The organism is Pseudazoarcus sp. NS36 (assembly GCF_059703705.1).
Genome location: NZ_BAAKJA010000001.1, coordinates 154,792 through 178,037 on the forward strand (window position 1 = coordinate 154,792; position 23,246 = coordinate 178,037).

Annotated in this window: 21 protein-coding genes and 1 tRNA gene; 7 read left to right on the forward strand and 15 right to left on the reverse strand. The window is 63.2% G+C overall.

Translation table 11 applies throughout. The features are described 5' to 3' along the window. Positions 1-3: 3 nt before the first annotated feature. The 6 genes from rssA to AC6H0R_RS00740 all read right to left on the reverse strand — a co-directional run bounded on the left by rssA (position 4) and on the right by AC6H0R_RS00740 (position 6,408). Positions 4-927, reverse strand: coding sequence for a patatin-like phospholipase RssA (rssA, locus tag AC6H0R_RS00715; protein WP_497579414.1), 924 nt, complete (start codon positions 925-927; stop codon positions 4-6). An 18-nt stretch (positions 928-945) separates the two neighbouring features. Beyond that, positions 946-2,274 carry a 30S ribosomal protein S12 methylthiotransferase RimO gene (gene rimO / locus AC6H0R_RS00720; protein ID WP_497579415.1) on the reverse strand — a complete coding sequence of 443 codons (1,329 nt, stop codon included), beginning with the start codon at positions 2,272-2,274 and terminating at the stop codon, positions 946-948. 39 nt (positions 2,275-2,313) lie between these two features. Next, a complete protein-coding gene (gene phaR, locus AC6H0R_RS00725; protein WP_497579416.1) occupies positions 2,314-2,892 on the reverse strand; it encodes a polyhydroxyalkanoate synthesis repressor PhaR in 579 nt (192 codons plus the stop codon). Positions 2,893-3,014: 122 nt separating this feature from the next. Further along, complete coding sequence (locus tag AC6H0R_RS00730) at positions 3,015-3,755, reverse strand: beta-ketoacyl-ACP reductase (protein WP_497579417.1); 741 nt, start codon at positions 3,753-3,755, stop codon at positions 3,015-3,017. A gap of 171 nt (positions 3,756-3,926) precedes the next feature. Next, on the reverse strand, positions 3,927-4,667 hold the full coding sequence (phbB, locus tag AC6H0R_RS00735) for an acetoacetyl-CoA reductase (RefSeq protein ID WP_497579418.1): 741 nt from the start codon (positions 4,665-4,667) through the stop codon (positions 3,927-3,929). Positions 4,668-4,722: 55 nt separating this feature from the next. Next, positions 4,723-6,408 (reverse strand): PHA/PHB synthase family protein, encoded by a 1,686-nt coding sequence (locus tag AC6H0R_RS00740; RefSeq protein WP_497579419.1) that lies wholly within the window; start codon positions 6,406-6,408, stop codon positions 4,723-4,725. A 54-nt stretch (positions 6,409-6,462) separates the two neighbouring features. Between AC6H0R_RS00740 and AC6H0R_RS00745 the strand changes: the two genes are divergently transcribed. Beyond that, positions 6,463-6,687 carry a hypothetical protein gene (locus AC6H0R_RS00745; protein ID WP_497579420.1) on the forward strand — a complete coding sequence of 75 codons (225 nt, stop codon included), beginning with the start codon at positions 6,463-6,465 and terminating at the stop codon, positions 6,685-6,687. On the opposite strand, the gene pgeF is transcribed toward AC6H0R_RS00745, so the two are convergent. Beyond that, on the reverse strand, positions 6,681-7,439 hold the full coding sequence (pgeF, locus tag AC6H0R_RS00750; protein WP_497579421.1) for a peptidoglycan editing factor PgeF: 759 nt from the start codon (positions 7,437-7,439) through the stop codon (positions 6,681-6,683). The genes AC6H0R_RS00745 and pgeF overlap by 7 nt on opposite strands. Next, on the reverse strand, positions 7,436-8,365 hold the full coding sequence (gene rluD / locus AC6H0R_RS00755) for a 23S rRNA pseudouridine(1911/1915/1917) synthase RluD (protein ID WP_497579422.1): 930 nt from the start codon (positions 8,363-8,365) through the stop codon (positions 7,436-7,438). The genes pgeF and rluD overlap by 4 nt, the downstream gene beginning before the upstream one ends. A gap of 53 nt (positions 8,366-8,418) precedes the next feature. Between rluD and AC6H0R_RS00760 the strand changes: the two genes are divergently transcribed. From AC6H0R_RS00760 to AC6H0R_RS00785, 6 genes are all read left to right on the forward strand, one after another. After that, positions 8,419-9,222 (forward strand): outer membrane protein assembly factor BamD, encoded by an 804-nt coding sequence (locus AC6H0R_RS00760; protein WP_497579423.1) that lies wholly within the window; start codon positions 8,419-8,421, stop codon positions 9,220-9,222. Positions 9,223-9,278: 56 nt separating this feature from the next. After that, positions 9,279-10,355, forward strand: coding sequence for an AI-2E family transporter (locus AC6H0R_RS00765; protein WP_497579424.1), 1,077 nt, complete (start codon positions 9,279-9,281; stop codon positions 10,353-10,355). Positions 10,356-10,401: 46 nt separating this feature from the next. Further along, a complete protein-coding gene (locus tag AC6H0R_RS00770) occupies positions 10,402-11,895 on the forward strand; it encodes a CoA-acylating methylmalonate-semialdehyde dehydrogenase (protein ID WP_497579425.1) in 1,494 nt (497 codons plus the stop codon). Positions 11,896-11,961: 66 nt separating this feature from the next. After that, positions 11,962-13,074 carry an S-(hydroxymethyl)glutathione dehydrogenase/class III alcohol dehydrogenase gene (locus AC6H0R_RS00775; RefSeq protein WP_497579426.1) on the forward strand — a complete coding sequence of 371 codons (1,113 nt, stop codon included), beginning with the start codon at positions 11,962-11,964 and terminating at the stop codon, positions 13,072-13,074. Positions 13,075-13,082: 8 nt separating this feature from the next. Next, a complete protein-coding gene (gene fghA / locus AC6H0R_RS00780; protein WP_497579428.1) occupies positions 13,083-13,931 on the forward strand; it encodes an S-formylglutathione hydrolase in 849 nt (282 codons plus the stop codon). Between the two features lie 151 nt (positions 13,932-14,082). Continuing rightward, positions 14,083-16,980 (forward strand): EAL domain-containing protein, encoded by a 2,898-nt coding sequence (locus tag AC6H0R_RS00785; protein WP_497579429.1) that lies wholly within the window; start codon positions 14,083-14,085, stop codon positions 16,978-16,980. A gap of 23 nt (positions 16,981-17,003) precedes the next feature. Here the strand turns inward: AC6H0R_RS00785 and AC6H0R_RS00790 are convergent, their stop codons facing one another. The 7 genes from AC6H0R_RS00790 to AC6H0R_RS00820 form a co-directional block, all read right to left on the reverse strand. Then, on the reverse strand, positions 17,004-18,542 hold the full coding sequence (locus AC6H0R_RS00790; protein ID WP_497579431.1) for a nucleotidyltransferase family protein: 1,539 nt from the start codon (positions 18,540-18,542) through the stop codon (positions 17,004-17,006). Beyond that, complete coding sequence (locus tag AC6H0R_RS00795) at positions 18,433-19,131, reverse strand: glycosyltransferase family 2 protein (protein ID WP_497579432.1); 699 nt, start codon at positions 19,129-19,131, stop codon at positions 18,433-18,435. The genes AC6H0R_RS00790 and AC6H0R_RS00795 overlap by 110 nt, the downstream gene beginning before the upstream one ends. Then, complete coding sequence (locus tag AC6H0R_RS00800; RefSeq protein WP_497579433.1) at positions 19,124-19,888, reverse strand: glycosyltransferase family 2 protein; 765 nt, start codon at positions 19,886-19,888, stop codon at positions 19,124-19,126. The genes AC6H0R_RS00795 and AC6H0R_RS00800 overlap by 8 nt, the downstream gene beginning before the upstream one ends. Then, entirely contained in the window at positions 19,881-20,828 is a 948-nt protein-coding gene (locus tag AC6H0R_RS00805; RefSeq protein ID WP_497579434.1) for a hypothetical protein, read from the reverse strand. Before AC6H0R_RS00805 ends, AC6H0R_RS00800 begins: the two co-directional genes overlap by 8 nt. A 118-nt stretch (positions 20,829-20,946) precedes the next feature. Beyond that, positions 20,947-21,375 carry a PqqD family peptide modification chaperone gene (locus AC6H0R_RS00810; protein ID WP_497579435.1) on the reverse strand — a complete coding sequence of 143 codons (429 nt, stop codon included), beginning with the start codon at positions 21,373-21,375 and terminating at the stop codon, positions 20,947-20,949. Positions 21,376-21,633: 258 nt separating this feature from the next. Continuing rightward, a tRNA-Ser gene (locus AC6H0R_RS00815) sits at positions 21,634-21,726 on the reverse strand. A 59-nt stretch (positions 21,727-21,785) separates the two neighbouring features. Then, positions 21,786-23,009, reverse strand: a complete 1,224-nt coding sequence (locus AC6H0R_RS00820) for an aspartate kinase (RefSeq protein WP_497579436.1) — start codon at positions 23,007-23,009, stop codon at positions 21,786-21,788. Positions 23,010-23,246 lie beyond the last annotated feature (237 nt).

The following is a 23,246-nucleotide window of genomic DNA, read 5'->3' on the forward strand; positions in this document are numbered from 1 at the left end:
CGTTCAATCCCGTCCAAGTGCGTGCATCAGCGGTTCGCGCATGCGCGCGACGGCCTCACTGCCTTCGGCGATGGCCTCCCCCGCGCGGTGGAACTCCATCATGTCGAGCTGGGCCACGCGGGGAGAAATCAGCACATCCGCCGGCTCACCGGCCAGGCGACTGCGGGCGATACGCATCTGCATGATGTTGATGCTCGAAGCGACGACATCCGCGAGGGAAGGCATGCCCTCAAGAACATCGTCCACGCCGGCGGTGCCCCGACGCAGTCTGCCCAGCAACTTACCAGCGAGGCTTTCCTCCGCGGGCGCGATGGCCTTGGCCAGCGCCTTGCCGTGAGCCCGCCCGACCAGACCTGAGCCCAGTTCGACCGCGATGACGATATCAGCCCCCAGCGCCCGACACAGCGACACCGGCACCGGGTTTACCAGGCCGCCATCAACCAGCACGCGGCGATTACGCTCAACAGGCGAAAACAGCCCCGGCAATGCGATGGATGCCCGCACCGCATCGGCCAGCTTGCCATCACGCAGCCACACTTCACGCCCCGAGGCTAGCTCTGTGGCCACGCAGGCGAAGGGGCGGTCGACCGCTGCGAAATCGTCCACGAAGAAGTGCTGGGCGCAGTGCTGCAAAACCTTTTCTCCGCGAATCAGGCCACCGCGAAAACTCAGGTCAAGCATTCCGACAACATCGGCCCAGTTGAGCGAGGAAACCCATTCACCGAGCTCGCCGACCTTGCCCGACACATAAGCGGCGCCCACCAGCGCGCCGATCGAGCAGCCACACACCACGTCCGGGCGGATGCCTTCTTTCTCCAGCTCGGCAAGCACACCGATGTGTGCCCACCCCCGCGCCGCGCCGCTGCCGAGCGCCAGCCCGATGATCGGGCGTCCATCCTGGCGGGCGGTCAGCGAGGACTCGTACATGGGCGGGAGGGGACTCCGTCAGACAGGTTTGGCGTAGAGGTCGTGCACGTCACAGTCGGTAATGCGCACGCGGGCAAATTCGCCGATTTCGAGGTGATCACCGTCGGGAATGATCACGGTGCCGTCGATCTCCGGTGCGTCCGCACAGGAGCGCGCGATGGCCCCCTCCTCGTCGATGTCATCCACCAGCACATCGATCTCACGGTCAATCCAGCGCTCCAGACGTTGCGTGGAGATGTCTTCCTGGAAGGCCATCAGACGCATGCGGCGCTCATCGCGCAGCTCTTCCGGCACGGGGTCAGCCAGCTCATTGGCCGTAGCGCCTTCGACCGGCGAGTACGAGAAGGCGCCGACGCGATCCAGCTCGGCTTCGGCAAGGAACTGCAGCAGCTCCTGGAAATCCGCTTCGGTCTCACCGGGGAAGCCGGTGATGAAGGTCGAACGGATGGTCAGGTCGGGGCAGATCTCGCGCCACTTGCGGATGCGGTTGAGCACGTTCTCGGAACTGGCCGGGCGGCGCATGGCCTTGAGAATGCGCGGGCTGGCATGCTGAAACGGGATATCCAGATACGGCAGGATCTTGCCCTCGGCCATCAGCGGAATCAGGTCGTCCACGCTGGGATACGGATACACGTAGTGCATGCGGATCCACACGCCCAGATCGCCCAATGCGTTGGCCAGTTCCAGCAGCCGCGTCTTGAGCGGGCGGCCGTTCCAGAAACCGGTGCGGTAGCGCACGTCCACGCCATAGGCGCTGGTGTCCTGCGACACCACGAGGATTTCCTTCACGCCGGCATCGACCAGCGCCTCAGCTTCCTTCATGACATCGTGGATCGGACGGCTGACCAGATCACCGCGCATCGAGGGGATGATGCAGAAGCTGCAACGATGGTTACAGCCTTCGGAAATCTTCAGATAGGCGTAATGGTTCGGCGTCAGACGCACGCCCTGCGGCGGCACCAGATCGATGAAGGGATCGTGCGGCTTGGGCAGATGCGTGTGGATAGCCTGCATCACCTCTTCCGTGGCGTGCGGTCCGGTGACTGCAAGCACCTGCGGGTGCGCCGTCTGCACCACGCCCTCCTTGGCACCGAGACAGCCGGTGACGATGACCTTGCCGTTCTCGGCAAGCGCCTCGCCAATGGCGTCGAGCGATTCCTCCACCGCGGCATCGATGAAGCCGCAGGTATTCACCACGACGACATCGGCGTCTTCGTAGCTTGCCGAAAGCTCATAGCCCTCGGCGCGCAGGCGCGTGAGGATGTTCTCTGAATCGACGGTTGCCTTGGGACAGCCGAGGGAGACGAAACCGACACGCGGCACGTCCCGTTGAATGGTTCGGGTCATTTGATCACTACTCAAGTCAGCCGCAGAGCGCAGCCGGAATCACTTCTTCTCGCCGGACTTGTCGTCGTCACCGGACGCAGGCGGGGTGTAATTGGGGAACGGAAAGCCGGTGAACATGTTGCGGGTCTGGCTTTCGATCTGCTGTTGCATCTGCTCGAACATCTTCTTGCTCTGATCGAGGTAGGCGCCCATCACGCTGTTGAGCGCCGGCCCCTGGAAATTCATGAACTGCGCCCACATGTCCTGGCTGATGGCGCTGTTGTCACCGTACATCGAGCGCGCCTGATCCTGCAGCTTGGCCTGCATGTCGGTAAAGGCCTTGATGTTGTTCTCGAGGTACTTGCCCATCACGCCCTGCGTGGCATTGCCATAGAAGCGGATCATCTGCGACAGCAGGTCGCTGGTGAACATCGGGCTTCCACCCGCCTCTTCCTCCAGGATGATCTGCAGCAGGATGGCACGCGTCAGGTCTTCGGCGGACTTGGCATCCACGACCTGGAACTCCTCACGCTCAAGCACCAGCTGCTTTACATCCGCCAGCGTGATGTACGAACTCGTGCGAGTGTCATACAGGCGGCGGTTGGGGTACTTCTTGATGAGTCGCATCTTGTCGGCCATGCTCGGTGCTCTCCTCGGCGTTGGCGGAATTTCTGACGGTTGCCGGCGATTATAGCGCGCCCGACAAAAAACCCCGCGTTACCGCGGGGTTTGGTGTGAATCACTGCCGCCAGCGCAGGCCTTCAGGACATGTGCAAACCACCGTTGATATTGAGCGTGGCACCGGTCATGTAACCGGCCAGATCGGAAGCCAGATAGGAACACAAGGCGCCGATCTCTTCCGGTTTGCCGAGACGCTTCATCGGCACGGAATCGGTGATGGCCTGACGGATGTCGTCGCGGATGGCCATGACCATGTCGGTGGCGATATAGCCCGGCGCAATGGCATTCACGGTAACGCCCTTGGTTGCCAGCTCAGAGGCGAGCGCCTTGGTGAAGCCCAGCACGCCAGCCTTGGCGGTCGAATAGTTGGTCTGCCCGGCCTGCCCCTTGACGCCGTTTACCGACGAGATGTTGATGATGCGGCCCCAGCCGCGCTCGGCCATCTTGGCCGAGATGTGATGAGTGACGTTGAACAGGCTGTTCAGGTTGGTGTTGATCACCGCATCCCACATCGGCTTTTCCATCTTCGGGAAAAACTTGTCGCGGGTGATACCGGCGTTGTTCACCAGCACGTCGATGGGACCCACCTCGGCCTCGATCTTCGCGACCATCGCAGCGCAAGAGTCGTAGTCCGAAACGTCGCCCTCAGCGGGGACAAACTTGAAGCCCAGCGCAGCCTGCTCGGCCACCCAGGCATCCTTTTGCTCGTAACCCGGCAAGCAGTTGGCAACGACTGTAAAGCCGTCACGCGCCAGCGCCTGACAGACTGCGGTACCGAGACCACCCATGGCGCCGGTGACCAGCGCAATTCTCGTTGCCATGACGAACCCCCTGCGTAGTGAAAATTCGGTTTGCTGATGCACGATACCCAAAAATGCGGCGTCGCACCATCAACAATATGCAGAGGATTATAACCAAAGAATATTTTTGCGCTGCGTTGCAAAAAACCTGACAGGCCGGCAAGCCCAAGCGCTGCGGCCCGTCACGGCAGATCAGAACATGTGCTGGCCACCGTTGATGGAAATGTTCGCTCCGGTTACGAACGCAGCCTCTTCGGAAGCCAGATACGCCACCAGACCGGCGATCTCCTCCGGCTTGCCGAGGCGTCCGAGAGGAATCTGCGGGAGGATCTTCGAATCGAGAATTTCCTGCGGGATGGAGGTCACCATCTTGGTACCGATGTAGCCCGGAGAAATGGTATTCACGGTCACGCTCGAGCGCGCCACTTCCAGCGCCAGCGCCTTGGTGAAGCCATGCACGCCTGCCTTGGCCGCCGAGTAGTTGGTCTGCCCGAAAGCGCCCTTCTGACCGTTCACCGACGAGACGTTGATGATGCGTCCCCAGCGGCGCTCGACCATGCCCTCGATGACATGCTTGGTCATGTTGAAGACACTGTCGAGGTTGGTGCGGATCACCGCATCCCAGTCCGACTTGCCCATCTTGCGGAAGGTCATGTCCCGCGTGATCCCGGCGTTGTTGATCAGCACGTCGACCGGCCCGACCGCCTTGGCAACTTCATTCACGCAGGCCAGACACGAATCGTAGTCAGACACGTCGCATTCGAATCCACGAAAGCCGTAGCCCATGTTCTGCATGCTTTTGAGCCATTCCTCGGCCTTGGTGTTGGCCGGCGAATACGTCGTCACGACGCGATAGCCGAGCGCCGAGAGCTTGATGCAGATCGCCTCGCCCAGACCGCCCATCCCGCCGGTTACAAGAGCCACTCGTGTCATACCTTCCTCCTTGTGCACCGGACGTGAGACACGACCGGCACTTGCGCAGGCCTGTTCAGGCCCGCTCTTTCACAAAACGCCCCGGCGCCGCCTCGACGGGCCGGAATCGGGCATTACCGGGCTTCTTGCGGGCGGCAACGTTCGGCCCGCTGAAACCACGCAACCACTCAATCCAGTGTAGCCACCAACTGCCGGGCTGCTCCACACTGGAGTCCAGCCAGGCCTGTGCATCGTCGCCGTCATGGCTGCCAACCCGATAACTGCGCCGGTTGCGGGCTGCGGGATTGATGGCACCGGCAATATGTCCGCTGGCCCCCAGCACGAAGGTCGTCTCACCGCCGAGCACGCCGCGCGAGGCGTAAGCCCCGCGCCACGGCACGATGTGATCCTCGGCCGTGGCCAGCAGGTAGGCTGGCGCATCGATCCGCCCCAGATCCACAGGTGTATTGAGGATACGCAGACGGCCCGGCTCGCGCAGCGCGTTGTCCAGATACATGTTGCGCAGATACCACGTCGCGAACGGCCCCGGCAGGTTGGTGCTGTCGGCGTTCCAGTACAGCAGGTCAAAGGCCGGTGGCGTTCCGCCCTTGAGGTAGTTGCCGACCACATACGACCAGATCAGGTCGTTGGCGCGCAGCGAAGCAAACACCCCCGCCAGCTCCGCCCCCCGCATCACACCGCCCGCACCGATGGCTTGCTCGCGCTGCGCGAGCGAGGCCTCATCGACCAGACAGCCCAGCTCCCCCGCCTCGGCAAAATCGAGCAGCGTCGTCATCAGCGTGACCGAAGCCACCGCCCCCCGGCCCTGCTGCGCAGCGACTGCCAACGCGCTCGCCAGCACGGTGCCGCCGATACAGAAGCCGAGCACGCTGGGGTCGGCCACACGACTGATGTCACGCACCACATCAAGCGCCTCAAGCACGCCGGACTCGACGTAGTCGTCCCAGCCCAGATGGGCCTGGGCCGGACCCGCGCTTTTCCACGAGATCATGAACACCGTGAAACCCTGCTCGACGACAAAGCGCACGAAGGAGTTTTCCGGCGACAGATCGAGGATGTAGTACTTGTTGATGCACGGCGGCACGATCAGCAAGGGTTGCGAGGCCACCCGGGCGGTGGTCGGCGCGTACTGGATCAGTTGCATCAGGTCGTTCTCGTGAACCACCGTACCGGGCGTCATGGCCAGATTGCGCCCGACTTCGAAAGCGCTCTCATCGGTCATCGAGATACGCCCCTTTTCCAGATCCGCCAGCAGGTTGGCGATGCCGCGCGTGATGCTTTCACCGCCTGTATCGAGCGCGGCCTGGATGAACTCGGGGTTGGTCGCGGCGAAGTTCGACGGTGCCAGCGCATCGACAACCTGGCGCGTCATGTAGAGCATGCGCCCCTTGCTGCGTGCATCCGCCACCGGCAACGCCTCGGCAGCGCGCATGGCGTACTCGGAATTGAGCAGATAGGCCTGCCGGAGATAGTCATGAAACGGGCTTTCGGCCCACTGCGGCGCGGAAAACCGGCGATCGCCGGGCACGGCGCTCACCATCGGCTCGCCGCGCTCGCCCGGCTGGCGCGCGAGCATGCTCTGCCACAGCGCCGCGTGGCGGGTCGCGTACTCCTGCTGCAGCGCAGTCACGGATGCAGCAACGCGTTCGGGGGATTCATGCAGACCCTGCATCATTGCCAGGGTCACACGGCTCATTTCAGCGAAAAGGGCCGCCAGCTGGGGATTGTCGCGGTCAGTCATGTCGCTCTCTGCCAGCCCGTCAGAACCGGGGGTTCGAGGCTACAATGCTGCCCCATGTACCTCATCGCAATCGGCTGGATATACGTCGTGCTGATGGTCTCGATCGCCCACCCGAATCCGGTCGGCGGCGTGCTGACCTTCGTGTTCGGCGGCATCGGTCCTCTCGCCCTGTTTCTGTGGATTTTCGGCACGCCGGCTCGCCGCCGCGCCAAAGCCCGCCATGAAGCCGAGGAAGCTCTCCGCACCGACGATAAGGCCGAAGCGGACACCGATCAATAGCTCCGGCCCGCGCCTGGCGCAATCCACACCAAAGACGCAAAACGTCCGGTCACGCCGTCGCGCCGGTAGGAGTAGAAGCGCGCACGATCCGAAACCGTGCACAGCCCCCCGCCGAAGACCTGTGCGACCCCCGCAGCCGCAAGCCGCTGACGTGCCAGCGCGTAGATGTCGGCCATCCATTTACCGGCCTCGCGACCCGGTGCAAACGCTTCTATGACGGCGGCCTCATGCGCGACGAAGGCATCCCGCACTTCACTGCCGACCTCGAAGGCGGACGGGCCGATGGCCGGACCAAGCCAGGCCATCAGCTGCTCCGGTGGCACTCCCATGGCGGCCACGGTGTGCTCGAGCACACCGCCCAGCAAGCCCCGCCAACCCGCATGGGCGGCCGCAACAACGCGGCCTTCGCGATCACACAGCAGGACCGGCAGACAATCGGCCGTCAGCACCGCACACACCACGCCGGGCTGGCGTGTGAAAGCGGCATCCGCCATCGCACCGGGCTCGATTTTATCGGCGCATAACACCTCGGTGCCATGCACCTGTTCGAGCCATCGCGGCGCGGACGGCAGATGTGCGGCGAGCAGGCGGCGGTTGCACTCGACCTCAGCGATCTTGTCGCCGACATGACTACCGAGGTTGAGTCCGGCGTAGGGCTCGCCGCTGACCCCGCCACTGCGTGTGGTGACCAGTGCGCGCACGCGCGACGGCGCGGGCCAGTCCGGCACGATCCACTCAGGCGGCACGCTCATGCGCGCGCCTCCTGCATGGACAGTTGCGCCAGTAGCTCCTCGAAATCCTGCGGCAACGGTGCCTCCCATTGCATCGGCCGATGGCTTGCCGGGTGCAGCAAGCCCAGGCGGAAGGCATGCAGGGCCTGTCGCGCGAACGCATCAAGCACCGCTTGACCCGATTTGCGGCGCCCATAGACCGGGTCCCCCACCAGTGGATGGCCGATGCTCGTCATATGCACACGGATCTGGTGGGTACGACCGGTTTCCAGCCGGCACTCGACCAGCGTGGCCGAGCCGAATTTCTGACGAATGGTGTAATGCGTACGCGCCTCGCGCCCACCCTCTACCACCGCCATCTTGGTGCGCTGCTGCGGATGACGGCCGATCGGCGTATCGACACTGCCGGCCCGCGCCACCACGCCATGCACGAGCGCCAGGTAGTGCCGGCTGACGCTGCGCGCCTGCAGCTGACGCACCAGATCGGTCTGTGCCGTAAGGGTTTTGGCTACCACCATCAAGCCGCTGGTTTCCTTGTCGAGCCGATGCACGATACCGGCACGGGGCACGCTGTCCAGAGACGGCGCGTGATGCAGCAGGGCATTGAGCAAGGTGCCGCTCCAGTTACCGCTGCCGGGATGCACGACCAGACCGGCCGGCTTGTTCAGCACGATGAGCTGATCGTCCTCGAACACCACATCCAGCGCGATGTCCTCCGGCCGCTCGGCCAGCACGACTTCCGGCTCGGGCTCGTCAATGGACAGCAATTCGCCGCCCCACACCTTGTGCTTGGCGTCGCGTGGGGCGCCGTCGAGCAGCACATGGCCGTCCTTCAACCAGCCCTGCAGACGGGTACGGGAATGCTCGGGATAGAGTTGGGCCAGCGCGCGGTCCAGCCGCAATCCTGCACAGGAGGCAGGAATCTCCAGTTCGCGGCACGAATCCACCGCAACCTCTGAGCTATAATCGACGGACCTTTTCACGCGGGTGCGATCAACAAATGGCGGGACTTATGAAGGTGTTGCGCAGTTTAGCCGTTATCTCGGCAGCGCTGGCAGCCGGCTGCGGCCTGCTGCCCGAACAGATTGACGAGACCGTCGGCTGGAGCGCCCAGCGCATTCATGCTGAAGCCCGCGCCGCGATGACCGAAGGCGGTTACGACCGCGCCATCGAGCTGCTTGAGAAACTCGAAGCCCGCTACCCCTTCGGCCGCTTTGCGCAACAGGCCCAGATCGAAGTGGCCTACGCCTATTACAAGACCAATGAACGCGAGATGGCGCTGGCCGCAGCGGACCGCTTCATCCGCCTGCACCCGAACCATCCCAACGTTGATTACGCCTTCTACCTGAAGGGCCTGGTGAACTTCAACGAAAACCTCGGCCTGCTCGGCTTCATCTCCAACCAGGATCTGTCCGAGCGCGACCCCAAGGGTGCCCAGGAAGCGTTCGACACGTTCAACGAGCTGGTCACGCGTTTCCCTGACAGCCGTTACACGCCCGACGCCATCCAGCGCATGCGCTATCTCGTCAACGCGCTGGCCCGGCATGAGGTACACGTCGCCCGCTATTACCAGCGCCGCGGTGCCTACGTGGCAGCGGTCAACCGCTCCCAGGCGGCCATCAAGAACTACCCCGACGCGCCGGCCATCGAAGAGGCCTTGTTCATCATGATGCAAAGCTATGACGCGATGGGCCTGAAAGACCTGCGCGACGACACGGCGCGCGTCATCAAGATGAGCTTCCCCGACAGCGTCTATTTCCACGGTGGTCCTGAAGAGAACCGCCCGTGGTGGCAGCTCTGGTGAGCCAGCGCGGCTGATCGACAGGGCAGCCACAACGCCCGCCGAACGGAGGCCCGCTTGTGTTGCAGTATCTCCAGACTTGGTTCAACCGCCATTTCTCGGACCCGCAAGTCGTCATTCTTGCGCTGGTCCTTCTCATCGGGCTGGGCATTGCGCTGTTCGCCGGCCGCCTGCTGGCCCCGCTGATCGCCAGCGTCATCCTCGCCTACCTGCTTGAAGGCGCCGTGCGCCTCATGGTGCGTCATGGTGCGCGACGCGCGATCGCCGTGGTACTGGTTTTCAGCCTGTTCCTGAGCCTTTTCGTGGCCACCATGCTGCTGCTGATTCCGCTGCTGGCCGGCCAGGTTGGCCAGCTCGCGCGTGAGCTGCCGGCCATTGCGGCGCGACTGCAGGACCTCGCGCTGCATCTGCCCGACCGCTACCCACTGATCTTCTCCGACCAGCAGGTGTTCGAGCTGCTGGCGTCAATCCGCAACAACGTCACCGCCTTCGGCCAGCGCATCGTGGTGCTGTCGCTGACCTCTGCGGTGCATTTCATCACCTTCCTCGTGTACCTCGTGCTGGTGCCGCTGCTGGTGTTCTTCATGCTCAAGGACAAGGAGCGCATCGTCGCCTGGTTCCTGGGCTTCCTGCCGCGCGAGCGCAGCCTGGTCAACAGCGTCTGGGCCGATGTCGAATCCGGCATCGGCAGCTACGTGCGCGGCAAGTTCATCGAGATCCTGATCGTGTGGAGCGTGAGCTATGTCGTATTTGCGCTGCTCGGTCTGCCCTACGCAATGCTGCTGTCGTTCATTGTCGGGCTGTCGGTGATCGTGCCTTACGTCGGCGCCGCCGTGGCCACGGTTCCAGTGGCGGTAGTGGCGTATTTCGAGTTCGGTCTGGCACCGCATTTCTGGTACGTGCTGGCCGCCTACGGCGTCATCCAGTTCCTGGATGGCAACGTACTGGTACCACTGCTGTTTTCCGAGGTGGTCAATCTGCACCCGGTCGCGATCATTGCGGCGGTGCTGATCTTCGGTGGCATCTGGGGGCTGTGGGGCGTATTTTTCGCAATACCGCTGGCCACCCTGATCGCGGCAGTATTGCGGGCATGGCCAACACCTCCGGAGCCGGAGCACGAAGCACCCGGCACCTGAGACCGTCCGCCAGATGTTCCCGCAACCCGCTACGCAAGGACTCAGGATGGAAACGCTCGATCACTACATCAATGGCAAGCCTTTCAGCGACCCCGACCGACCGGCGGCCGTCTACAGCCCGGCCACCGGCCAGATTGCTCGTCATGTCGAACTGGCCTCGCGCAGCACCGTCGAGCGCGCAATCTCCGCTGCGCACGACGCCTTCCCGGCATGGCGCGCCACGCAACCGCTCAAGCGCGCGCGCATCCTGTTCAAGTACAAGGAGCTGCTCGAGCGGAACGCCGACCGGGTCGTTGCCGCCATCGTCAACGAGCACGGCAAGGTGTGGGAAGACGCCCACGGCGAACTGTCGCGCGGCATCGAGGTGGTCGAGTACGCCTGCGGCGCGCCTGAATTCCTAAAGGGCGAACATTCGCGCGATGTCGGGCCGGACATCGACTCGTGGTCCGAATTCCCGCCGTTGGGCGTGGTGGCCGGCATCACACCGTTCAACTTCCCGGCCATGGTGCCGATGTGGATGTTCCCGATGGCGCTGGCCTGCGGCAACACCTTCATCCTCAAGCCGTCCGAAAAGGTGCCGAGTACCGCGCGCATCCTCGCTGAGCTGCTCACCGAAGCCGGTTTGCCGCCGGGCGTGTTCAACGTCGTCAACGGCGACAAGGAAGCGGTCGACACCCTGCTCACCGACCCGCGCGTGAAAGCCGTCAGCTTCGTCGGCTCGACGCCGGTAGCCGAATACATCTACACCACCGGCACCGCCCACGGGAAGCGCGTACAGGCGCTCGGCGGAGCCAAGAATCACGCCGTGGTGATGCCGGATGCCGATCTGGACAACGCGGTTAACGCGATCATGGGTGCCGCCTACGGTTCCTGCGGCGAGCGCTGCATGGCCATCTCGGTGGTCGTTGCAGTGGGCGACGCCGTCGGTGATGAACTGGTCAAGCGGCTCAAGCCCAAGATCGAAGGTCTGCGCATCGGCAACGGGGTGGAACGCGGGCTGGACATGGGGCCGCTGGTCACCGGCGTGCACCGCGACAAGGTGCGCGCCTACATCGACCTCGGTGTGGAGGAAGGCGTCACGATGATCGTGGACGGACGCAAGCTGGAGGTCGCTGGCCACGAAGACGGCTTCTTCCTCGGCGGCACACTGTTCGATCAGGTCAAGCCACACATGCGCGTCTATCAGGAAGAGATCTTCGGCCCGGTGCTGGCCATCGTGCGCGTACAGAACCTGGCCGAGGCCATTGCCTTGATCGACGCGCACGAGTTCGGCAACGGCACCTGCGTGTTCACGCGTGACGGTGCCGTGGCGCGCCATTTCACCGATGCCGTGCAGGTCGGCATGGTCGGCGTCAACGTGCCGCTGCCGGTACCGGTGGCCTGCCAGAGCTTTGGCGGCTGGAAGCGCTCACTGTTCGGCGACCTCTACGCCTACGGGCCCGATTCGGTGCGTTTCTACACCCGCCGCAAGACCATGACCCAGCGCTGGGCCGTGCGTGGCGTCGAGAAGGCGCAGTTCGCCTTCCCCAGCAACGGCTGACGCGGTAAGGTTTCAGATGCCGGGCGGCGTGCGCGCCGCCCGTTTCGCTTTCAGGAGAAAAAACCAATGATCAAATCCCGTGCCGCAGTTGCCTGGGGCCCCGGCCAACCGCTGGAAATCACCGAAATTGACGTCGCCCCGCCGCAGGCCGGCGAAGTACTGGTGCGCATCGTCGCCAGCGGTGTGTGCCACACCGACGCCTTCACGCTGTCGGGCGATGACCCCGAAGGCATCTTCCCGGCCGTGCTGGGGCATGAAGGCGGCGGCATCGTCGAGGCTATCGGCCCCGGCGTGACCTCGGTGGAGGTGGGCGATCACGTGATTCCGCTGTACACGCCGGAATGCCGCACCTGCAAGTTCTGCACCTCGGGCAAGACCAACCTGTGCCAGTCCATCCGCACCACCCAGGGCAAGGGGCTGATGCCGGACGGCACCAGCCGCTTCTCGAAGGACGGCAAGCCGATCTACCACTACATGGGCACCTCGACCTTCTCGGAATACACCGTGCTGCCCGAGATCGCGCTGGCCAAGATCAACAAGGAAGCACCGCTCGAGAAGGTCTGCCTGCTCGGCTGCGGCGTGACCACCGGCATCGGTGCGGTGCTCAACACCGCCAAGGTGGAAGCCGGCGCCACCGTTGCGATCTTCGGCCTCGGCGGCATCGGCCTGGCCGCGATCATCGGCGCAGCGATGGCCAAGGCGTCGCGCATCATCGCCATCGACATCAACCCGGCCAAGTTCGAAATTGCCCGCCAGCTCGGTGCCACCGACTGCGTCAATCCAAAGGACTTCGACAAGCCGATCCAGCAGGTCATCGTCGACATGACCGACGGTGGCGTGGACTACTCCTTCGAGTGCGTCGGCAACGTGCAGCTGATGCGCGCTGCGCTGGAATGCGCCCACAAGGGCTGGGGCGAATCGGTGATCATCGGCGTGGCCGGCGCCGGGCAGGAAATCTCCACCCGCCCCTTCCAGCTCGTTACCGGTCGCGTGTGGCGCGGCTCGGCCTTCGGCGGCGTGCGCGGACGCACCGAGCTGCCGCGCTACGTCGAGCAGGCCCAGAAGGGCGAGATCCCGCTCGACACTTTCATCACCCACACCATGGGGCTGGACGACATCAACCACGCATTTGAGCTGATGCATGAGGGCAAGAGTATCCGCACGGTGATCCACTTCTGATGACGACGATGAGCGCAAAACTCGAAACCGTCGGCGCCAACAAGAGCTTCGGCGGATGGCACAAGCGCATCCGCCATCGCTCCGGGGTGCTTGGCTGCGACATGGTGTTCGCAATCTATCTGCCGCCGCAGGCCGAGGCCGGCCCGGTGCCGGTGCTGTACTGGCTGTCGGGCCTGACCTGCACGGACGAGAACTTCATGCAGAAGGCGGGCGCGCAGCGTATCGCATCCGAACTGGGCATCGCCATTGTCTGCCCCGATACCAGCCCGCGCGGCGAAGGCGTGCCGGGCGACCCGGCCGGCAGCTGGGATTTCGGCCTTGGCGCGGGCTTCTACGTCAATGCCACGCAGGCACCGTTCGATCGCCACTACCGCATGTACGACTACGTGGTCACCGAGTTGCCGGCGCTGGTGGAGGCCAACTTCCCCGTGTCCGATCGCCGCTCGATCGCGGGACATTCGATGGGCGGGCATGGCGCGCTGATCTGCGCGCTGAAAAATCCGGGGCGCTACCTCGCAGTGTCGGCTTTCGCGCCCATCGTGCACCCCGCGGGCTGCCCCTGGGGCGAAAAGGCTTTGTCCGGCTACCTCGGCCCGAACCGCGAGACATGGAAGGCGTGGGACACCTGCGATCTCATCGCCAACGCCCCCGAACGCCTGCCCCTGCTGGTGGACCAAGGGGCGGCCGACCCTTTCCTGCACGATCAGCTCAAACCGGAACTGCTGCAGCAAGCCTGCGATCACGCCGGCCATCCGCTGACCCTGCGGCTGCAGGACGGCTACGACCACAGCTACTACTTCATCGCCAGTTTCATCGGCGAACACCTGCTGCATCACGCGGCAGCACTGCGCCGCTGAATCGGGCCGTTGCCGCACAATCGTCTGCGGCAACGGCCCGATTCCACACTGACTTGACCCCGGTCAACAAAGGGGTTTTCGGCTCCCCTCAAGCTTTGGCCTTTGCGTCTAAACTCAGATTGCGTCAGCTATCTGTAAGGTCTTAGCCCGGATGTCGATCCGCCACCTGTTCCTGTCCCTGATTACGCTGCTCACCGCCCTTGCGGTCGCCGTTGCGGCGCGAGAGGTGGTGGACATGCGTGCGCGCAGCGCGGCCATCGACTGGCTGCAGAACAGCAACCAGATTTCCGGCCTGGCCCAGCAGGCCAGCGGCGCACTCGCCCGTGAGCGCGGCCTGACGGCGCTGCTGCTGTCCGCCCCCCGCTCCGAGCCGGATACCCTGCAGGAGCTGGCACGGATTCGTCAGGCAGCCAACACCCGGCTCGACACGCTGTCTGCCCAGGCTGTTCCGACCGCCAAGCTGGCACCCGACCACGCGCTGGTGAGCGGCCTGCTCGAAGTCCGCGCCCTGCAATCCGAGCTGCAGAGCTATCGCGACGCCGTCGACGCCACCCTGAACGGCGTGTCAGTGGACCTGGAAATCGATCCCCAGCGCTGGGTTGACCTGGTAACGCGGCACATCGAGTTCCTGCACCACCTCGTCAGCACCAGCATTGCCCCGGTCGGCGACAACAGCCCGCGCACGACGGCGCAGCCGCTGATCAAGGACGCCCTGTTTACGCTCAGCGAACTGCTCGGCCAGGAGCGCGCGATCATTGCTTCGGCGCTGGCCCGCAACGAGCCGATCGGCCCGATCCGGACGCGCGAGCTCGAGCATTTCCGCTCGAACATCCTGCACACCTGGAAGCGCGCCGACAGCCTGCTCGAACACTTCTCCGGGCGCCCACCCATCGAACAGGCCATCGATCGCTTCTGGACCGATCTCTTCGTCCACTATGAGGACATGCGCAGCGCCGTCATGAGCGCCAACGAGACGGGCGCGCCCTACCCCGTCAGCGCGCGTGAATGGTTCGACAATGCCACGCGTGGCATTGACGCCGTGCTGGCCCTGTCGGACGCGCTGGGCGCCGAGATTGAGCAGCGGGCCATGCGCCTGCGCTCCGAAGCAAATGCCGAATTCCTGCTGACCGTGATCAGCCTGATACTTGCACTGGGCGCCTTCGCGATTGCGGTGATGGTCGTTCTGAGACGCGTACTCAAGCCCCTGCTCGCGCTGGAACAGTCCGCCCATGTCATCTCGTCCGGTGATCTGAGCCACGTCACACCGGTGAGCGGCGCGGACGAACTGGGGCGCCTCGCCGGCGCCTTCGAGCACATGCGCCTGTCGCTGCTCGCTGCCGAACAAGCGCGCGAAGCGACGATGCAGGAGATGCGCAAGCTCAATACCGCGATCGAGCACAGCGTCAGCTCCGTCATCATCACCGACGAGCGCGGCGTGATCGAATACGTAAACCCGCAATTCACGCTCACCAGCCGCTATGCCCCCGAGGAAGTCGTCGGCCAGCACGTGAGCATCCTGAAGTCGGGCTACACCCCGCCGGGTCACTATCAGGGCATGTGGGAAACCCTGCAGATCGGCAAAGCCTGGAAGGGTGATCTGCTCAACCGCCGGAAGGACGGCGAGCTGTACTGGGAATCCGTGTCGATCAGCCCGATCTGCGACGACAGCGGAAAGATCATCCACTTCATCAGCATCCAGCACGACATTTCCGACCGCAAACGCATCGAGGCGCGGCTGGATTTCATGTCGTCCTACGACCCGCTCACCCGCCTGCCCAACCGCGCCTTGCTCAATCTGCGCTTTTCCGAGGCGCGCACCGGGGCCCGTCGTGACGGCACGCGCGTGGCACTGCTGACCATCGGCATCCAGCACTTCAAGCGCATCAACGACAGCCTGGGACACGAAATTGGCGATCACTTCCTGTGCGAGATCGCCACTCGCCTGACGCACGCCACACGCGAACAAGACACAGTTTCGCGGCTCTCCGGCAGCGAGTTTGCGATCCTGTTTACGGGTGTAAGCGACTCCGACGATGTCATCGCGCTCACCCGGCAACTGCTCGACGCCTTGCGCAAGCCGCTGTACATCGACGATCACGTGCTGCAACCGAATCTGCACGCCGGCATCGCCACGCTGCCGGATGACGGCGAAACCCTTGAGCAACTGCTGACCAGTTCCAGCATGGCCCTGCACCAGGCCGAACGCGAGGGCACCGAGCCCTTCATGTTCTACACCGCGGCACTCAACGCCGAGGCGCAGGCGCGTCTGTCGCTCGAATCGGCACTGCGTCTGGCCCTCACCAGCCACAAACTCGAACTGCATTACCAGCCCAAGATCGACCTGCACAGCGGCGAAATCATCGGCGCCGAAGCACTGGCGCGCTGGCGCCACCCGGACACCATGGAATTCGTATCGCCGGAACGCTTCATCCCGATCTCGGAAGAAAGCGGGTTGATTCACGCGCTCGGCGAATGGGCACTCAGGGAAGCTTGCCGACAGAACCGCCAGTGGCAGAACGACGGGCTCCCGAAGATCCCCGTGGCCGTCAACATCTCGGCGCTGCAACTGCAACAGCGCAGTCTCCCCGAGCAGATCGTCGCGGCGCTGGAACGCAGTGGTCTCGAAGCGGACTATCTGGAGGTCGAGCTGACTGAAAGCGCGGTCATGGACAATCCGGAAGAAGCCGCCATTGCCCTGCACCTGCTCAAGGCCATCGGGCTGCGCATCGCCATTGACGACTTTGGCACCGGCTATTCGAGCCTGGCCTACCTGAACCGTTTCCCGGTGGACCTGCTGAAGATCGACCGCAGCTTCATCAGCCGTCTTGAATCGGATCCGAGTGCGGCCACGATTGCCAGCTCCGTGATCGCACTGGCCCATCGCATGGGGCTGCGGGTGGTCGCCGAGGGTGTCGAGAACGCGGCTCAGCTCGAATTTCTGCGCCGCGAGTCGTGCGACGAAATCCAGGGCTACTACTTCAGCCCGGCATTACCCGCAGATGCTTTTGCACAGCTGCTGCGCTCTCCGCGCACACTGGTCCAGTCTTGAGAGACTGCCCCGACGCAAGCTGATTACACCGCAGAGACCGCAGCAATCGAAAATGGCACCGGCCGCGCACGGTCCAGCATTTCCGCTCTGGCGCCTGTCATCACACTGAACTGGCCCAGTGATTCGATCGAAACGCGGCCCGCTACATCGCCCACCACCGGCACGCGACAGCGAAACGCCTGAACCATCCCGGCTGCACCTGGCTGCACCCGCAAGGAAATCCGACCCACGATCTGCCCGTCGACCGCGACATCGAAGCGCCGACGCGAGGCCCCTTCCGCCGGGCAACCCAACTCTACGATCAAGGCCCTGGCCGGTCGTTGCGGCAGTGCAAATTCATGCCGAGTCCGGAGTTCCGTGCACGCCTCCTGCAACTCGATCTGCTGCCCCCTATGCCCTCCGAACCACAATGGACGGATGCGCGGTACAACCTGACGCTCACGCCCCGCCCGGATGGCTGGATAGACCACCCCAACAACACTCTGCAACGGCTTGCCCCAGTTGGTGGGCAATGCATCCAGCCAGAAGCGGAACCATGCAGCCCGTCCCGCATGCTCTGCTGCGAGCACCCGAGCCCCCTCGGCGGCCAGCGGGTTGCCACCGATACGGTGCAGTACACGCAGGGCCGCAAGCGCGGCAGGCAGTACGTTCAGCTCGCGCGCCGAGGTCAGCAGCTCCGACAGATCGAAGCGGGGGTGTCGCAACAAGAGATCGAGATCAAACAGCCAGGCAAAGCCATAGGCACTCTCGGACTGAGCCCGCACACCGTGCGAAGCCGCGATTACCAGGAGATCCGAGAGCGCGGGCACCCGCACCAGGCAGCCGTGAAAAGTGCCCACATCCGAACGTGCCCACAGCCCTTCAAGCACTGCATCTGACAACGCAGGGCCGTGAATCGGCTGGTGATGTATGTCGACGTCGCCCAGTGGTAGCTTGCGCAGATTGGTGCCCGAGGCAAAACGCCAGCGCGCGCAGGAGTACTCTACGGAGTCCTTGGAGCGCCAGCCGGCCTCGTGCAAGGCGCGAACAGCCCTGGCAAAGTCCCGTCGGCGCACCATGGCATCGAGATCGCCGCTAAGCCGCGCACCGCCGCCTGGCGGCGAGACGCACCGCAACGCCCCCCCCTTGAGCAGCATCACTTCAATGCCTCTATCAGCCAGCACACTCAAGGCCGGGGCCGAAGCGCGCAACAACATCTGCGAACGCGTCCAGTCAGCCTTGGCGAGCCCCTCCACACGTGGTCTGTAGGGGCAATCGGGCGCAATCGTTGCCATACGCCTAGCGACATAGGCCAGAAGCTTGTGCTCATCCCAGGTCACAGCGTCAAGATCACGCCGTTGTGACCACTCACGCCAGCACGTTGCTGCGGCTGCCTCATCACGCAGTCCAGCCCCTGCAAGCAACGCGGCATCGACGGGTGGAAGCAGGCTGTCACACAGCCAGTCCCGCAGGTCAGGCATTCTCGCCCCCGCCCTGCCCGTCGGCGGCTTGTGCACGCCGGCGCTCCAGAGCGCGCCGGACAACATCGATGTAACCGCGATCCTTGGCCGCGTCTCGCCCATACGACAGACTGCCTGGCCGAATGCGGCGCAAGGCCACCACCTCGGGCATCATCTCGAAGCGCAGCCCCAGTTCGCGCGCACGCGCCAACCAGTCCACCGTATCGCCCCGGCCACCGACCGGGTCCATCATCGGACCAATGCGGCGCGCAGCCTCGGTGCGTACCATCATCGTCGTCCTTGTCCACAGGTCTGCTTCCAGCCCGTATGCGGGCTGCGCCAGCGGCCCACGGAAGTTCCTGGCCCGGGCGCATACCCCCGCCAGATCTGCCCGTCCGGCAAGGTGCGCGAGCTGTGCATAGGCCTTGCCGGGCAACCACACATCGTCTGAATCCAGAAATGCCGTCAGCGGTACCGAAACACACGCCAGACCCGCGTTCGTCGCGGCCCCACACCCTTGATTCGTTTGATGCAGCAGGCGAACCTGCGCGCCGTAGCCACGCACAACTTCGGCCGTGCCGTCGCTCGAACCATCGTCGACGACGATGATCTCGGCAGGCAGCACATCCTGCGCCAGCAATGAATCTAACGCCTCGCCGATAGTCTCCTGCGCATTCCAGGCGGGAATGACCACTGCGTAATGTTTATGCATCGCGAAACATCCCTTCAGCCTCCGCACGAGCTTTGAAGAGCTCACCCAGCTCCACAGCACCGCCACTTGAGCGACGTCGCACCAAAGACCGCCGAATGGCGTCGATCAAACCCGACTTGGTTCTGGCTGGATCGTTTGTTACGTTGCCACCATGACGACGATAGTAGACGGCCACCTCATCCTCGATGAAATTGGGTTCCTTGGCCTCAACCACACGCAGGAAAAGATCAACGTCCTCGCCATACGGCATATCCTCGGCAAAGCCCCCCAGGCGCTCCAGCAACGAGCGCCTGAAGAGCGCAGCCCCCAGTTGAACACTCTTGGCAATCACGCTGCGGGTTCCCACGGCGGGAGCGAGGGCTCGCTCATCCTCGGTCTCGAAGAAATACACCTTGCCGATAACATACTGGAGCTCCGGCTGCAGCCGCATGATCTCGACCTGCCGCAAAATTCGTTGCGCCGGGTTCAGATCATCACAATCCAGGTAGAGCACCAGACTCACGTCCTTCCCGAGCGCGGCCAACCCAATGTTGCGGGCCTTGGACACGCCGCCATGATCCGCCTCGATCAGTCTGACGCAGGGATGTTGCTGTGCAATGGCACTCACAATCTCCCGTGAACGATCAGTCGAACCGTCATCGACCACAAGGATTTCCAACTGGATACAGGATTCACGCAGCACCGACCGCAAGGCATTCGCCACATACCGCTCGCCGTTGAATACCGGCACGATTACGCCAACCCGCGCGTCACTCATTGCGATCCAGCTCCATCACAAAGCGATCTAGCGACGCCGCGATCTCCGCAGCATCGTTCGACAAAGCCATCTCGACGCATGGCAAGCGTCGGCACAAGGACGCCGCAAACGCAATGCCATCACGCTCTCCATCCGGCAACTGGAATGACGATGACGGAGCAAGGGCGCGCATCGCCTGCCCTGCTGACACTGGCTGAAAGGTGCTGCGGGCTGCACCGGAGATACGCGGCACGACAATGGCTCGGATGCGCAGCGAATTCACGAAGGGGTCGCGCGCGAGCATGTCGGCGTGGATCTCGTATTTGCCTTGCCAGTTCAATGGGCCGAAGGTTGCAGCCGCCGCGCCGCCCAAGGCGCGGCGCACGCCGCCCGAATCCTGTTTGAGAATGTGGAACAGTGGATAGGCTACTACCGCAAATTCACTTTGCGCTACCAGGCAATAGTCGTCTCCAACAGTATCCAACCCAGCAGCCACTGCAGCCAGTGTTGTACCGGACTTGCCAGAGCCGCCGGCGCCAACCAGCAGCACGCCGGCACCATTGCGCCCCACCGTTCCGGCATGACACAACTGAGTGCCATGCCGGCAGTGCGTCCAATGCAAGAAGGCGCGCAACGGGCTGCCGCTCTCCCACGCGCCAATCGCACCGGGTCGCCGAATCAGCTGTACACCGAGGCCGTCGCTCCCATCGAAGAACTGCCAAACGCGCGGGTCATGCAGGTAGGACCCGCGCAGACCAGCGCCGAAAAGCTCTCGAACCAGAGTTTGGCGATCAAACACAGGTGTAGGCCAGGGCTGCGGTTGCTGCCATCCGAGACTTTCTGCATCAAGCAGGAAAAGCCTCGCATCGGCCGGCTCGTCGCCTCCTGCCGAATTAAGCGCAAGATTGCGTGCACACAGGTCCGCATAGCCGGGATCACTGAACCAGGCATCGATGCGCATACGCGCACATTGGAAACGGCGGAAAAACAAACGGCGGGTATCGAGCTCACGCGCAGCCCGCAACAGCTCTCGCCCATACTTGGCTGGAGCCGTAAATGAAAGCGGAAGAACAGGTTGTTCAGTTGGCTTCACGACGAACCGGCCAGCCAATATCCTCTTCCACGTCGTGAATCGGGTCCGACAAAATCAGTTCGGCCATGTCGTCAAACGCCTCGAACATCGGCACCTCCCGCTCCCGCAGCATTTCGGCAAGCGAGGCCGCATCACCTCCCGCAAAAATCTGCGCGCTCGGGCGAATCAGCCCAGCCTCAACAAGCGACGTGAAGTACTGGGCAAGCGTCCTGCCCATTTCCTCGTCAGCCGCAGCCGCGGCCGCGACCAATGCACCTGGCGCATGCCCTGCGCGCACATCACGCCAAAGGCTTGCCGCAGTACCACGCATGCTGAAATAGCGACCGTCGGAAAGGTTAAGCACCACAATTTCGGCACCAAAATCCTCTTCGACCACCTCCGGCGCAGCAAGCTCGTAGCGTTCGTCCAGCTTCATCGGAATCCTAGCTCCATACGTGGGTCAACACGGGCAGCTCCTGCCCCGACATGACAAGATCGTACCTCTCTATCCGCAGTGATGCGGATCCTACTGCGTTCGCCGCATACCTGCCGCCATCCTCTGCGGCAGAAATTGGCATAAGCATACGAGATACCGCCGCAACTCCGGTCGAACGTGTGATCGACGCCCACACAAAGCCGGCACGACTGACGCGTGACATAAAAAAACCGCCAAAAGAGGCGGTTTCTTCATTCTTGGCGGAGACGAAGGGATTCGAACCCTTGAGACAGGTTTTGCCCGTCTGCTCCCTTAGCAGGGGAGTGCCTTCGACCTCTCGGCCACGTCTCCTCAAACAAGAGGCGCGATCATAGCGACTCCGCGCCACCCGGTCAAACCGGGATCGCGCTTTAGGCCTGATCCAGACCAAAGGCCTTGTGCAACACGCGGGCTGCCAGCTCGAGATACTTCTCCTCGATCACGACGGCGATCTTGATTTCAGAAGTCGAAATCATCTGGATGTTGATGCGCTCGTTGGCCAGCGTCTCGAACACCTTCGAGGCAACGCCCGGATGCGAGCGCATGCCGACACCAACAACCGAAATCTTGGCCATGGTGTCGTCGATCTCGATTTCCTTCGCATTGAACTGCGACAGGTTGGCGTCGAGCGTCTTCCGGGCTTTGGCAAGATCGCCGCGGGCGACGGTGAAGGAGAAGTCGGTTGCACCGGAATGCCCCACGTTCTGAACGATCATATCGACGTCGATATTGGCATCGGCGATCGGCCCCAGAATCTTGTAGGCGATGCCCGGCACATCGGGAGCGCCGACCACGGTGATCTTGGCTTCGTCGCGGCTGAACGCGATACCGGTGATGACGGGTTGTTCCATTTTGCTGTCTTCCTCAACGGTGATGAGCGTGCCCTCGCCTTCTTCTTCGAAGCTCGAAAGGACACGCAGCTTGACCTTGTACTTGCCGGCGAACTCGACCGAACGAATCTGCAACACCTTCGAACCCTGGCTGGCCAGCTCGAGCATCTCCTCGAAAGTGATGGTGTCGAGCTTGCGGGCTTTGGGCACGACTCGCGGATCGGTGGTGTACACACCATCCACGTCGGTGTAGATCTGACATTCGTCCGCCTTCAGCGCGGCCGCCAACGCAACGCCAGTGGTATCGGAGCCGCCACGACCCAAGGTGGTGATGTTGCCAAGCTCGTCCACGCCCTGGAAGCCGGCCACGACCACGACGTTACCGTCATCGAGATCCTTGCGGATCGGCGCGTCACTGATGTCGAGAATGCGCGCCTTCGTGTGCGCCGAGTCGGTCAGGATGCGCACCTGTCCGCCGGTGTAGCTTCGGGCCTTCACGCCTTCCTCGCTGAGCGCCATGCACAGCAGTCCGATCGTGACCTGTTCCCCCGTGGACACCACCACGTCAAGCTCGCGCGGAAGCGGGTTGGAAGAAACTTCCTTGGTCAGCGCTATGAGGCGATTGGTCTCGCCACTCATTGCGGAGACGACCACTACGACCTGATCTCCACGGGCACGAAACTTCGCGATGCGCTTTGCGACATTGCGGATCCGCTCGGGCGTCCCAACGGAAGTACCGCCGTATTTCTGAACTATCAGTGCCATTCGGAATCAACCTGCGGGGTTGCAAAAGTGGGCAATTCTAGCGGCTTTTCGGAACAAATTCGAGCCGCCGGCACTCTTACCCCCCGGAAGCCAGGACCCTGAATATTGATCCCGGGCACCCATATCAGTTAGTGCTTGTATGTGAAACGAATGCGCCCTATACTGCCATGTCACTACGACCTTAGTAATATGAAATTGTAAGGTCCGCGTAAGCGGATTGGCATAAACACAGAGACC